This is a genomic window from Candidatus Ryanbacteria bacterium CG10_big_fil_rev_8_21_14_0_10_43_42 (genome assembly GCA_002793915.1).
In the GTDB taxonomy this organism is placed as follows: domain Bacteria; phylum Patescibacteriota; class Minisyncoccia; order Ryanbacterales; family 2-02-FULL-48-12; genus 1-14-0-10-43-42.
On record PFEF01000005.1, the window covers coordinates 171,111 to 184,965 of the forward strand.

At 44.4% G+C, this 13,855-nt stretch carries 13 protein-coding genes, 1 tRNA gene and 2 rRNA genes (1 of these 16 running past the window's edge); 15 read left to right on the forward strand and 1 reads right to left on the reverse strand.

Going from position 1 to position 13,855, the window contains the following annotated elements; translation table 11 throughout:
- The 9 genes from COU90_02320 to COU90_02360 all read left to right on the forward strand — a co-directional run.
- Positions 1-1,087, forward strand: a 23S ribosomal RNA gene (locus COU90_02320) (it extends 3,036 nt beyond the left edge of the window).
- A 74-nt stretch (positions 1,088-1,161) separates the two neighbouring features.
- Positions 1,162-1,278, forward strand: a 5S ribosomal RNA gene (gene rrf / locus COU90_02325).
- A gap of 92 nt (positions 1,279-1,370) precedes the next feature.
- A complete protein-coding gene (locus tag COU90_02330; protein ID PJE64654.1) occupies positions 1,371-2,138 on the forward strand; it encodes a hypothetical protein in 768 nt (255 codons plus the stop codon).
- Between the two features lie 16 nt (positions 2,139-2,154).
- A complete protein-coding gene (locus tag COU90_02335) occupies positions 2,155-3,273 on the forward strand; it encodes a rod shape-determining protein RodA (protein ID PJE64655.1) in 1,119 nt (372 codons plus the stop codon).
- 94 nt (positions 3,274-3,367) lie between these two features.
- Positions 3,368-4,189, forward strand: a complete 822-nt coding sequence (locus COU90_02340) for a hypothetical protein (protein ID PJE64656.1) — start codon at positions 3,368-3,370, stop codon at positions 4,187-4,189.
- 159 nt (positions 4,190-4,348) lie between these two features.
- Positions 4,349-4,642, forward strand: a complete 294-nt coding sequence (locus tag COU90_02345) for a co-chaperone GroES (GenBank protein PJE64657.1) — start codon at positions 4,349-4,351, stop codon at positions 4,640-4,642.
- A gap of 76 nt (positions 4,643-4,718) precedes the next feature.
- Positions 4,719-6,359, forward strand: a complete 1,641-nt coding sequence (gene groL, locus COU90_02350) for a chaperonin GroEL (protein PJE64658.1) — start codon at positions 4,719-4,721, stop codon at positions 6,357-6,359.
- A gap of 129 nt (positions 6,360-6,488) precedes the next feature.
- Positions 6,489-7,043, forward strand: a complete 555-nt coding sequence (locus COU90_02355) for a hypothetical protein (protein PJE64659.1) — start codon at positions 6,489-6,491, stop codon at positions 7,041-7,043.
- Between the two features lie 36 nt (positions 7,044-7,079).
- On the forward strand, positions 7,080-8,003 hold the full coding sequence (locus COU90_02360) for a zinc metalloprotease HtpX (GenBank protein PJE64660.1): 924 nt from the start codon (positions 7,080-7,082) through the stop codon (positions 8,001-8,003).
- Here the strand turns inward: COU90_02360 and COU90_02365 are convergent.
- Positions 7,978-8,661, reverse strand: coding sequence for a hypothetical protein (locus tag COU90_02365; GenBank protein ID PJE64661.1), 684 nt, complete (start codon positions 8,659-8,661; stop codon positions 7,978-7,980). The genes COU90_02360 and COU90_02365 overlap by 26 nt on opposite strands.
- A 60-nt stretch (positions 8,662-8,721) precedes the next feature.
- Between COU90_02365 and COU90_02370 the strand changes: the two genes are divergently transcribed.
- The 6 genes from COU90_02370 to COU90_02395 all read left to right on the forward strand — a co-directional run.
- Positions 8,722-8,811: transfer RNA gene (locus tag COU90_02370), tRNA-Ser, on the forward strand.
- Between the two features lie 296 nt (positions 8,812-9,107).
- Complete coding sequence (locus COU90_02375) at positions 9,108-10,052, forward strand: hypothetical protein (GenBank protein PJE64662.1); 945 nt, start codon at positions 9,108-9,110, stop codon at positions 10,050-10,052.
- An 87-nt stretch (positions 10,053-10,139) separates the two neighbouring features.
- Positions 10,140-10,682: a hypothetical protein gene (locus COU90_02380; protein ID PJE64663.1), complete on the forward strand. Its 543-nt coding sequence runs from the start codon at positions 10,140-10,142 to the stop codon at positions 10,680-10,682.
- Between the two features lie 27 nt (positions 10,683-10,709).
- Complete coding sequence (locus COU90_02385) at positions 10,710-11,441, forward strand: hypothetical protein (protein ID PJE64664.1); 732 nt, start codon at positions 10,710-10,712, stop codon at positions 11,439-11,441.
- A 671-nt stretch (positions 11,442-12,112) separates the two neighbouring features.
- Entirely contained in the window at positions 12,113-12,847 is a 735-nt protein-coding gene (locus tag COU90_02390; GenBank protein ID PJE64665.1) for a hypothetical protein, read from the forward strand.
- Positions 12,848-13,025: 178 nt separating this feature from the next.
- Positions 13,026-13,855: hypothetical protein (locus COU90_02395; GenBank protein PJE64666.1), on the forward strand; the 830-nt coding region annotated here is incomplete at its 3' end.

The window sequence follows — 13,855 nt, forward strand, 5'->3', positions numbered from 1 at the left end:
AGCATAGGTGGGAGGCTTTGAAGCTTTGCTCTCGGGCAAGGTGGAGCCGTCAGTGAAATACCACCCTTATATGGTTTATGCTCTAACCTACCCAAAACACGGTGGGAACAGTGCCTGGTGGGTAGTTTGCGTGGGGCGCGATCCTCCAAAAAAGTAACGGAGGAGTCTATTAAGGTCGGCTAGGCGCGGATGGAAATCGCGCTGGTAGGGCAATGCCATAAGCCGGCTTAACTGCAAGGGGGACATCCCGAGCAGATGCGAAAGCAGAGCATAGTGATCCGATGTCTCGTTTTAGAAACAAGGCAGAGCTCAACGGATAAAAGCTACTCTGGGGATAACAGGCTAGTCGGATCCGAGAGTCCATATCGACGATCCGGTTCGGCACCTCGATGTCGGCTCGTCCTATCCTGGGGGTGGAGAAGCTCCCAAGGGTTTGGCTGTTCGCCAATTAAAAGGGCACGCGAGCTGGGTTCAGACCGTAAAGTAGCTTTTGGCTACTGATATATATCTTTTAGCTAAAGGATATTTTACGATCTGAATCCGTTCGCACGCTAAACATCATATCCAAAGTGTCTTTTCGAACCAAAAATTTAAAGAAAGAAATCAATCATATCACGGCGGTCTTTCTTCTCATGTAATGGGGAGGAAAGAAAAAGTTAGCTATATCGGCAAAACCCCACTCACTACGGAAGGGTAATACCGAGGGAAGTCTGATAGTATCAGATCCCGTAGAGACTAGACGCTAACCTTCGCGAAGAAGCGAAGAAGATATAGTCCAATGCATGCAGTAATGTGTGATATCATGCGTGAGACAGGTTGGTCTCCTATCTGTAGCAGGCGTGAGGTTCTTGAGGAGAGTCGTCCCTAGTACGAGAGGACCGGGATGAACTGACCTCTGGTCTACCAGCTGTTCTGCCAAGAGCATCGCTGGGTAGCTAAGTCGGGAACGGATAACCGCTGAAAGCATCTAAGCGGGAAGCCGACTCCAAGATTAGGAACCATGGATCCCTCGAAGACTACGAGGTTGATAGGCTCTAGGTGGAAGTATGGCAACATATTGAGCCGAGGAGTACTAATAGATTCTACGACATCATTAAAAAACTTGATTTGTTTTCATCTTCTTTATGTCTTTGTAATAAGAGAGAACCGTGTGTTCTCTCATCTGGTGGTTTAACGCCATGGATCTACCTCTTCCCATTCCGAACAGAGTCGTAAAACGTGGTAGTGGCGATGATACTGTCCCCCTTGCGGGGGCGGGAAAGTAGCTAACCGCCAGTTGAGAGAACATAGGATGAAGATATATAGGTCGGTTATCCGGCTATTTTTTATACCTACTTTCACCTTTCTCCATACTCCTTTATACTAGTCTTATGGAGCTTTCCTGGCGTACAAAAAAACAGCTTTCCTTTATGGGCATTTTTATGGTTGTTATATTGTTGGCGAGCGGGTTACTGCTTTATAAGACAATTGCTCCCGCTTCTTGCACGGACGGTAAACTGAATCAGGACGAAGAAGGTGTGGATTGTGGCGGAGTGTCGTGTACGCCGTGTATAACGGCGGCAGCACGGGATGTTACGGTGTTATGGACTCGGTTTTTTGAAGTGCGTCCGGGATTGTACGATGTCGCGGCTCTCGTGGAAAACAGTAATCAGGAAGTGGGCGCACGGGCTGTACCATATTCATTTGAGCTTACGGATGAGCGCGGGCTTCGGATTATGCGAGTTAAGGGAGATGCGTATATTCTCCCAAACGAGAGATTTTTAGTTTTTGCATCTAACCTTGAGACCGGTATCCGTACACCCATACGTATGGCGTTTGAAATGGATGATCCCGTTTGGGAAGTGATTCCTGAGCAGGATCTTCCGCTTACTATCGTGCGCCGCGAGCGTATGTTCGATGAAGACAGACCGCGGCTTATTGTAACGCTAGCAAATAATACATTTAAGGATATTAACAGTGTCGATGTATCGGTTGTTATTTCCGATAGTGAGAATAATGCTGTTGGAACGGCTGTTTCTCATATAGATATTGTTCCTGATTCATCAACTGCGGATGCTCTTTTTATATGGCCACGTCCGTTTGCGCGCACGCCCGTTGATATAGAAATTTTTGTGCGCCAAAATCCGTGGAAACTCTAAAAATTATCTCCCTTACATGCAAAATCTTATACGCACCATGCGGCGGTTTGATTGGGTTCTGATTGGGGCTCTTATTCCGCTTTTTATCTGGAGTTTGCTTACGCTTAAGGCTGTAGGAATGGCAAATGACTACTTTTTTACGCGCCAGATTATTTGGATCGGTGTTGGCTTTTTTGTCATGTTTGTAATGGCGTCCATAAATTGGCGGATACTGGCAAATAGCGGCGTAATCCTCACGCTCTACGGCATTATTTTGGTATTCTTAGGAGTATTGTTGTTGGGCGGAACACAAGTAAAAGGTGCTGTAAGTTGGTTTGATTTTTATATAGCTTCTTTTCAGCCCGCAGAGATTGTTAAGCTCGTGCTTATTCTTATTATCGCCAAGTATTTTTCTCGCCGGCATATCGATATGGCGCGGTTTCGGCATATACTGATATCAGGACTTTACGCCTTTATTCCTATAGCCCTTATTCTCCTTCAGCCCGATTTGGGATCGGCCGCCATTATTTTTTCCATATGGCTGGGAGTAACGCTAGTGGCAGGTATTCGTATGAGGCATATGGCGATACTTGCGATAGCGGGTATTGTAATTGCCGGTGCCGGATGGGTATTTTTTCTTGAACCCTATCAGCAAGCGCGTGTTACGAGTTTTTTAAATCCGGCGGCCGATCCGCGTGGTGCCGGCTATAACGCTATTCAATCTATGATAGCGGTAGGATCTGGGCAGTTGCTAGGAAAGGGAGTGGGGTATGGATCACAAAGCCGCTTGCAATTTTTGCCGGAATCGCATACCGATTTTATATTTGCCGCATTTGCGGAAGAATGGGGGTTCGTGGGTGTGCTCCTCTTATTCATATTTTTGGGAATTATTATTTGGCGTATTTTGGCAATCGGGGCGCTTTCGTCAAGCAATTTTACAAAATTATTTTCCGTAGGCGTTTCTATCATGATTGTGGTTCAAATTACCATTCACGCGGGCATGAATATGGGTCTTTTACCGGTTACCGGTATTACATTTCCCTTTATGAGTTATGGCGGATCCAGTTTGATAATGTTTTTTGCGGCATTGGGTATTTTACAGAATATTTATACCGAGGGACGCGCGTATAGTCATTATGAAATCGAAAGCACATAGTATGCAATTTCCAGATATATCGTGTGTGGCATATCTTTATGTATGCGGAGAAATGCGCTAAACTAACGTCAGTACATATAAAAGGAGGCATCGCATGATACGAACACTGGTTTTGGGACTTTGTTTTGTGTTTAACCTTACCTCTATAGCATGCGCTGATCAATCATTTGCTTATTTGCCAAAAGGGTCCGAACAACAATGGCGGCGTATTGTAAAATCGCTTCCCAACAAGTTTAAAGCATGTCGCCCGTATGAATACGATACCTATGATAATACATTATCCCAAAAAACGGTGGTGAGAAATATCCATTGCCAAACGGGAATATCAATTATTTTACGCGGCAAATATATTCTCGTTCCCTGGCACGTACTCCGGGTAAAAAAGGAATCGATAGAACGTTATCTTAGGCGGTGGAAGGTTTCATTTACTAATGTACGGTTTGGTTCATCAAAGGAGGTATGGACATTGGTTTTGGGAAGCGGAAAAAGTATTAAGCATGGGGCGTTTACGTTGTTGTTCGAGGATGTTTTAACAGATAGTGCTCTTTTGCATATTACCGATCCACTTCCCGGTTCTGATATATTGTCGGTACCTATTACTCGCGTTTCTCCCGGAGACTCCGAAACGTTTTATCTTCCCGGAATGGCGGCAGGATGCGAGCTCCGTACTCATGTGCGAACGGGAAAACGAAATTACATTGAGGTGGACAACTATATAGTACGAGGGATGTATTTTGGGGCAAATATTTCGGTTGAACAAGGCGATAGCGGCGTTCCTTTGTTTGTATATCGGAATAAAAAATTTTATCTTGTGGGTATGGCACTGGGTAAAAAGTGGCATATCAGTTGGTACGGCGATGTATATAATATTGGACGCAAGATAAAAGGTCAGATAGGAACTTCCATCTTGCGTTAAAAATAAATAAGCTCTTAAAGAGAGATGTGCGGGAATAATAATTCCCGTTTTTTTATACATTCTTGACTTTTTTATATGCGTACGTATAATCGAATTAGCACTCTCATAGTTTGAGTGCTAATTAGAAGGGTAAAAGCATTATTAGTCAATAAATATAATATGAATCTACAACCTACGGAAGACCGTATTATTGTGGAAGTGCTTCCGCGCGAAACAAAAACAGCGTCCGGGCTTTATCTTCCCGATACGGCAAAAGATGAAGAAACACTCCGCGGCACTGTTATTGCGGTGGGGGAGGGTCGTAAAAATGATGCCGGAACAGTAATTCCTTTGGTGCGTAAAGTGGGAGAGATGGTTTTATTTACAAAATCGTTTAACTCAAATCAAGTAAAGGAGGGGGAAAAGGAATACGTCGTTATTCGTGAAGGCGATATTATCGCTGTAATCAAGTAGGTGATAGGGTTTATGTTGTTTTTCGGGACATGCGTGTTTCCGGCTATCTAATACCTAATATCTAATATTAAGAAATATGGCTAAACAAATAATTTTTAATGAAGAGGCGCGTCACGCGCTTAAGCGGGGTGTGGATACTCTTGCTGATGCCGTAAAAATTACTCTGGGTCCCAAAGGGCGGAATGTTGTTCTTGATAAGGGGTATGGTGCGCCTACCATTACCAATGATGGCGTTACTATTGCAAAAGAAATAGAGTTGGAAGACAGAATAGAAAATATGGGTGCGGAAATTATAAAAGAAGTTGCTACTAAAACAAACGATGTTGCAGGAGACGGTACAACAACAGCAACGCTTCTTGCGCAATCAATCATAACCGAAGGTCTTCAGAATATAACGGCGGGTGCATCCCCGGTGGGTATACGTCGCGGTATAGAGAAAGCCGCCGAAGCAATTGTGCAGAAAATAAAAAAACTCGCAACACCAATCTCCACCGACAAAAAGGATGACATTATGCAGGTCGCTACAATTTCTGCAAAAGATAAACATATAGGGATCAAAATAGCGGAAGTTATTATGGAAGTGGGAAAAGATGGCGTAGTGACGGTTGAGCAATCTCAAGCATTTGGTGTGGAGCATGAGATTGTAGGTGGTATGCAGTTTGATCGCGGATATGTATCTCCCTACATGCTCACCAATACGGATCGCATGGAGGCATCCTACGAAAATCCTCACATTCTTATAACGGATGGCAAGATTTCTTCTATGCAGGACATTTTGCCGTTCTTGGAAAAAATGGCAAAGGCCGGTATGAAAGATCTTGTTATTATCGCGGATGATCTGGAGGGAGAAGCTCTTGCTACGCTGGTAGTGAATAAATTACGCGGCGCGTTTAATACTCTTGCAGTAAAAGCGCCCGGCTATGGGGATCGTAAAAAAGATACCTTACAGGATATTGCTGTTGTTACCGGAGCTACTGTTGTTTCTAGTGATACGGGGCTTAAGCTAGAGAACGCTGAATTAGATGTGTTGGGAAGCGCAAAGAGGGTTGTTTCTACAAAAGATAGCACAACTATCATAGACGGTAAGGGAGAGAAAGCGGATCTTGATAAGCGTATCACGGAAATAAAAATGCAGGCGGAACATACGACATCCGATTATGATAAGGAAAAATTGCATGAACGCGTGGCGAAACTTTCCGGCGGAGTTGCCGTTATTCGTGTGGGAGCGGCCACCGAAGTGGAGCAAAAAGAAAAACAGCATCGTATTGAAGACGCCGTGTCTGCTACAAAAGCGGCAATTGAGGAGGGAATTGTGCCGGGAGGAGGAGTGGCACTCATTCGTTGTATTCCCGAACTTCATGATCTGAAGGGAGAAAATAAAGATGAAGATATCGGTATTGATATCGTTAAGCGCGCCATCAGAAAACCGCTTATGCAAATTGCCGAAAATGCGGGTGATTCCGGTGAAGTTGTAGTGCGTGAAGTTGAAAAAGAAAGAGGAAACGTGGGCTACAATGCCGCTACGGGAAGATATGAAGATTTAGTTGCAGTCGGTATCATAGATCCGGCAAAGGTAACTCGAAGTGCGGTGCAAAATGCCGCATCCGCCGCAGCTATGCTTCTTACTACGGAAGTGGTAGTGGCGGAACTGCCTAAGAAAGACGAGCCCGCAATGCCCGCCGGAGGCGGTATGGGAGGCGGCATGGGAATGATGTAAGCGGAGTATAGATTTTCAGTTGATAAAATGACAGAAGAAAAAAGAACCTCGAAATAATTCTAGGTTCTTTTTTCTTGAAATTTTTTGTATATAGGCATAATATAAGCATATAAAAACTAGCATAAAAAAATGAATATTGGTCTTATTGTCATTATAGTTTTGGGAGTTGTAGTGCTTTGGGTTATCATTGCTTATAATGGTCTGGTGCGGCTCCGTAATCGTGCAAAAGAGGCATTTTCTGATATAGAAGTACAGTTAAAGCGTCGATTTGATCTTATCCCGAATTTGGTGGAAACCGTAAAAGGATATGCGGCACACGAGTCGGGTGTGTTTGAAAAAGTAACGGAAGCCCGCGCTCGGGTGGCGCAGGGCGGAACGGTTGCTGAACGGGCCGAATCAGAAAATATGCTTTCCGGCACGTTAAAGACATTATTCGCCGTTTCCGAAAATTATCCGGATTTAAAGGCGAATGCGAATTTCTTAGAGCTCCAGCGCGAACTTTCCGACACCGAAGATAAAATTCAGGCATCTCGCCGATTTTACAACACCAATGTGCGGGACCTAAACACCCGCATCGAAACATTTCCTACCAATCTTCTTGCCGCCCCATTCGGATTTACCAAAATGGAATTCTTTGAAGTGGAACGCGCAGAAGAAAAGGAGCCGGTTAAGGTTGATTTTTAGATTTAATCACCAAAAGTATAAATTTGAAATTACCGGATGGCTACCCTTTATACGCATCAATCATCTAATATTCGAAAAACATGGCTTTTGTTCACCGTGTTTTTTATCGTGGTGATTGCGCTCGGATGGGTGTTTACGGAGGCGTATGGCGATCCATCCATTCTGATTATCGCGGTGGTATTCAGCATAATGATGAGCATTGCCAGCTTTTGGTATTCGGATACTATTATTCTTCGCATGACGCATGCACGTCCCGTCACTAAAGAGTCTGCGCGAGAACTGTATAATATTGTTGAAAATCTTAGTATAACGGCAGGTCTCCCCGTGCCAAAAATTTATATTATAGATGAACCCGCTCCCAATGCGTTTGCCACAGGGCGGAATGCGGAACGGGCGGTAGTAGCGGTAACAACGGGCCTTCTCGACAAACTTGACAGATCGGAATTAGAAGGCGTGCTTGCGCATGAACTGTCCCACATTGGAAACCGCGACATGCTGGTGTCTACCGTTTCCGTTATTCTTGTAGGATTTATAGCGCTTATCTCCGATTTCTTCTTACGCTCTATGTTTTGGCGTAACATCGGCGGGGGAGACCGTGATCGCGGGCAGGCAGGAGTCATTCTTATGCTTGCCGGTATTGTTCTTGCAATCCTCTCACCTATAATAGCCTCTTTAATGCAACTTGCCATTTCGCGCAAGCGAGAGTTTTTAGCGGATGCATCGGGGGCGCTTCTGACGCGTTATCCGGACGGCCTTGCCCGCGCGTTAGAGAAGATCTCTCGCGACAATACGCCGCTTAAAGCGTCTAATAACGCGCTCAACCATCTTTGGCTCGCCGATCCGGAGAAAAAGCGCGGCCGGCATTGGTTCGCGAGCCTCTTTATGACGCACCCGCCGATTGAAGAACGCATCCGCCGCCTCCGACTTCACGAGGTTAAACCTCGTGAAAAGAATCAATAAAAACATCATCCCTATCAAGGTTTGATTTTGTACTTACCCAATCGTTGAGTGATGCTGTGTACTCATCGGGAGTAGAAAAAACTTCTCGTATTTGCTCCATTGCTAATAGGGAAGGAAAGTTCTTTTTCCCCATATAGTCCATGTAACTTGACCATTTATAGGATGATAGAAATGTAAGATTATCCTTTTGCTTGTTTTTTGATGCAAGGTCAAGGGGATTGAGGTGAATATAATGAGGTAAATAATAGAGATATTCGTTATTAGTCACATGAACAGCTTTGAATGTTCCTTGAAAAAGAGATCCTACGCGTTTATATTTTTTATTGAAAAACATTGAATATCCCGTCCCTAGTTTTTGCATAAATACGGATATGCCGTTATCGGCAACTTGACTTAAGAGAATGTGGAAGTGGTTTGGCATAAGACAAAAAGCATATATATTAACAAGAGAGGACTCTTTTTCACGAGGTTTAACCTCATGAAGTTGAAAAGAAGATTTCTTGTATCTATAATTCTCGGCACTTTCCGGTCTATTTAATTCGTGAAGATGATATATAAATCTAAAATAATCTCCCTTATCTTGAAATATGACTCTTTTCTCAACACCCCTGTTGTAAATATGATAAAATTCTCCATTTGCAAATATAGGTCTTTTCATGAGATAATGATACCATATTTTTCATGAGGTTAAACCTCGTGAAGCCTAAAGATGGAAAAAGGAAGGGTGCGTGAGTGGTTGAAACGACACGCTTGGAAAGCGTGCATACCGTAACAGGTATCGGGGGTTCGAATCCCCCCCCTTCCGCCACATCGTGCTAGCACAAGGAGTTTTCGGATTGATGTATTAAAAATGCTTAAAAAAGCCTTACATGGTTTGGCCTTCAAAGGTTCCAAGCCCGAGGTAGTCCGCCAATTAGGATTTGTAAATAAACGAAAAGCCTCGAGGTACATAAAACACGGCGGAGATAAGTTCCGTTTGAGTTAGTTTAAGAATAATACTGCAGGAAAGTTCGATAAGCTTCCAATTTGAGTAATGTTCGAATTTACACTGTCATATAAGCAAAAACTTTTTTGTTTTCGTAGGTATGATATAATAATGCGTATATGTACCGCGTTTTACAAAGAGGGGGCATGGCTCTTGTTGTCGTTAGTCTGGCATTTTCTGCTCATGCCCAGAAAGTTATTCTTCCTGATCCGGGTCTTACGCCGGAAAGCCCATTTTACTTTTTAGATCTATGGGAAGAAAAAGTTCGTTTTCTCTTTTCACCGCGTGACTCTGTTCGTCTTGAGCATAGACAGCGTTCCACCGAGGAGCGGCTCGCCGAAGCAGATATGCTTGCCGGTACCAGTATTGTTGGCGTGCGGCGTGCTCTGGAACATTTTGAGAAAGAAATTGTACAATTTTACGCTCAAGCAGAGCGGTTGGGAATAAGTTCACATGATCAGATGCTTGAACGCGCGAACGGATATCTTTCCGTGCTTGATGGTATATCTGAACACACACCTCCAGAAGAGAAAGAATTTATAGAGCTTACGAAGATATTTTTAATAGACACACAGATAGATTCTTTACGCTTGTTCGCCAGAAGTGGATCGGTTGAGCGTACATTTGAAATTATTGCCGCTAATATCGAAAATCGTTTTGAGCGCATTAAGGATGTCGCCATCGACGAGGAAAACAACAACGAAGCTTTTAAGGAATATGATCGCTACATTCAGTTTAGTATCGTACTTCTCGAAACATACGACAGTGAACGCGTCGGTACCGAAAGAACACGTACTTATTTGGAACGTATAACCGGTAGTCATGAACGAGTACTTACCGATTTCATATTACCGCGCATCACGCACACGGCAATCGATAACTATGAAATAGCACTGAATGCCGTTCGGAAACTCCACGGACGGATTCCCATTGTTGTGCCGAGAAACTTTGTCTCACATACCGAATCACCGTTTTCCGATGATAATACTTCAAGTATCGATAATAACGATAAATCATTCCCGCCGCTTCCGTTGCCGCCCGCCCCGCCCGCTTCATTTGAATAATGTAAACGGAATGCGTATACTAAACATCATCTCTGGTGCCGGAATTCTTATCAGGAGATATATTATAAGAATAAAAGAACTAACCATATGAATAATTTAGAAATGTCAAAAGGGTTTGGGGCCGCCGGTATTCTTGTTATTGTTGGTATTATTATTATCGTTGGCGGACTTCTTTATTCGGGCGCATTACGACAGGAGGCCGATCTGCGGGAAGATGATACGTCTCTGTCTTCGGAGTCGGAAAATGAATCCATGATGAACGATGAGAATAATGAAAATATGGTAATGCCGGAAATTGGTACGGAAGATGAGATGATGAGTGACGAAGGTTCTATGATGGAAGAAGGCGACAACGCTCTTGTTACGGTAGATATTACGGGTAAGAACTTTGAATTTTCTCAAAAAGAAATTCGCGTGAAAAAGGGAGATCGCGTGCGTATCAATTTTACAAGCACCGATGGCTTTCATGATTGGGTGGTGGATGAATTTAATGCCGTCACCACACGTGTAAGCACGGGAGACAGTACGTTTGTTGAGTTTGTGGCGGATACGGCGGGGACATTCGAGTATTATTGCAGTGTGGGAAATCATCGCAGTCTTGGCATGAAGGGTTCCTTAATAGTGGAATAAATATTCCGGATATTAGCTTTATTACATATGACATATAAATCAATAGGAGGAACGGTTCTGGTATTACTCATCATTCTTGGCGGCGTTTGGTGGTTTTTTGGCTATGATCGCGGGGACAGCACGCCCGCATTTACATCGGTTGCAACGGGTATTCATCATATCGGCAATAATCAGCACATCATCGAAGGAATGGTTACGCTACCAAATCCGTGTCATGAACTTTCCGCGAATGTAGAAATCCGCGAGTCATTTCCGGAACAGGTTTTGCTTCGTTTCGATTCCCGGCAAACAGCCGACGTATGTGTGGAAACAGCCTATGAAGAATCGTTCCGCGTAACGTTTATTGCCAGTCCGGAAGCCGTAATAGAAGCCACTTTAAACGGCGAGCCACTTGCACTTACTCTCGAGACACGCTCTTTTGTAACGGCACCGTTAACAGAAGAATTTACCCTGGCATTTGATGAAGAAAAACGGGTGGATGACCTTCCTATTCGTTTTCTTCGTATAGAGGAAGAAAATCGTTGTCCGGCGGATGCGGAATGTATTCAGGCGGGGCGAGTGGTGCTTATGTTTGCGGTTGCGGAGGAAGAAATTACTCTTGCACTTCCGGGGGGTGAGCAAATACCCAATGCCGCGGTTGTAGGAAGTTATCTTATAACTCTGACAGTAGTTAATCCTACGCCCGTTCTTGAAGAACAGTTTTCCGACGATCAATATACGGCAACTCTCCGGGTAGAACTTATAGACACAAAGGGATAGTGCAACATTACACCACAAAAGCAAAACACGCGCCAGGTTGACGCGTGTTTTGCTTTTTGCTTGAGTGGACTGACAACAGGTTTAAGAATTCGTGTATGGATGCTAGACCCCGTCCTGATTTATCAGGAGTTTCCCCCTCGGTTTAGCATCCATACACGGATTTTTAGATAGTTTTCCGACACCAATGGCATGCTTCTTATTGAGTATTGCAATATACATTTATTACACATCAGTACGGTAATTTGTACAATGTATAAATCAATTATCCACATGTTGACAATGTGGGAGGGAAGCCTATACTGAACGTATAGTTAAATAAAAAATCTCTCGTTGGGGAAACCGGGGGACACATGCATAACATTATGCCGTGTTTCTCCAACAAACAAATTAAACAGATTTTCCAAAAGCCGTTTTCGGTAGTTTCCGAACGCGGTTTTTTTCTGCGCGTTAACAAATAAAAAATATAACCAGGCACGGACTCTTCCTTGCTTAAAAGCGGAGGTTCGGTGCGTGGCTATATCTCATACATTATCCGCGGGTAAAACCGCAGGCGGTGTAGCATATGGTCAGAAAAGGTCGAAGCAAGAGTATGCATTTGTTCCATGAATCCTTAAGGGATGGAGTAAGTGAGATATTCAACAATTATACGAAAAATTAACAAAACAAACCTTATGAAAAATCGAATTATTGCACTCGCGGCATCTCTTCCAATTACAACATTGGGATTTGCAGGCGTTGCACTCGCAGGTGATGACGTAACAGTTATCAACTCCAACAGTGCGTATGTAAAGAATGTTGTTTCTTCCAAAGCAGACTCCGGCGATAACTGGGCGGGAGGCTCAACGGGTGGCAACGGCGGCAATGGCGGTAGTGTTTCAAACGCTGGCGTTGACAACGATGCAAAAGGCAACACAACCGGTGCGGCTGGAAACGGCGGCGCAGCAGGTTTTGGTGGTTCTATAACGACAGGTGGAGCTCTTTCCACGGCACTCGTTGAAAATCACGTAAACTCCAACGAAACAGAGGTAGATGCTTGTGGTTGTGAGGAAGAACCGGTAGTAGAAGAACCATCCGGCGAAGGTGTAGAAGTTCTTAACGAAAACGGCGGTCATCATGGTGACGACGTATTCGTAATGAACAAGAATCGCGCACGCGTGAAGAACTATGTTTCTTCCAAGGCAGACTCCGGTGATAACAGCGCAGACGGCTCAACCGGTGGAAACGGCGGTAACGGCGGCAGTGTTTCAAATGCTGGCAAAGGTAACGACGCTGACGACAACACAACCGGTCCTGCTGGAAACGGTGGTACAGGATCTGAAGGTGGCCTTATTCAGACAGGCGCAGCAAATTCTCTTACCGGCGTAGTCAACTACGTAAACCGCAACATCACACGCATCACGCGCTAACTTCTTTTCTTAAGAAATTAGAGTGGACACGTAGATGTCTGAAGGGAGCGGGAAGTTAGATAATAATTTCCCTCCCTTCCGAGACATGTTTGCGTGCTGGCAGACATGTCTCGGAAGGGTGTATAGGTTTCAAACATAGGACACCCTTCTAAAAAGCATTCAAGAGCAGGTGATAAGCATGCTCTCTACAAAAAGGTCGGAATATATAAACATAATAAACAAAACATATATGAAAAAACTTATTCAGAAATTCCTTGCTGTCATAACGGCAACTCCTATGCTGCTTATCGGCTCCCCGGCGTTTATTGCGCAAGCGGCATCGGCAAATCCGGCATTGAATCCGGCGGATGCATGTTCTCTCGACATCGCGCTCGTGCTCGATAAATCAGGAAGTATCGGTGGTAATGAGGCGGAAATAAAAGGTGCGGCAAAGGCAGTGGTAAACGCATTCTTGCCGGCAACAGACACCGAACTTGGTGTTATCTTCTTTGATAGCACGTCCGCTGTTGTACAACCGCTCACCAACAACGTAACCGATCTCGAAACGGCAATCGATACATTGTCTGCGGGTGGCGGTACGTTTTGGGGTCCGGCAATTGATGACGGACGCACCATGCTGGAAGTAGGCGACCGTGATGATGCGGATCATAAAGACCTTATGATCATGTTCTCCGATGGCAGTCCATCAGATACGGGAGAAGCGGAAGCGGATGCGGCAAAAACATCGGCATCCACCATGCCTATCCGTATTCTCGGCGTTGGTATTGGTACGGGGGCGGCAACATCAAGCTTTCGAACCATAACCAATGGTGGCTCAAGTGTTGTTTCTCCACCGGATGCGTTCGGTATTGATACAGACATTGTAATGTCCGATTTCGCAACACTCGAAGCGGATCTTGTAGCATTGGTAAATTCCTTGTGTGATGAAACCATTCCGGAAGAAGACGGCGGTGACGACACCGTAATCAACAAAAACTCTGCATACGTAAAGAACGTTGTTTCTTCCAA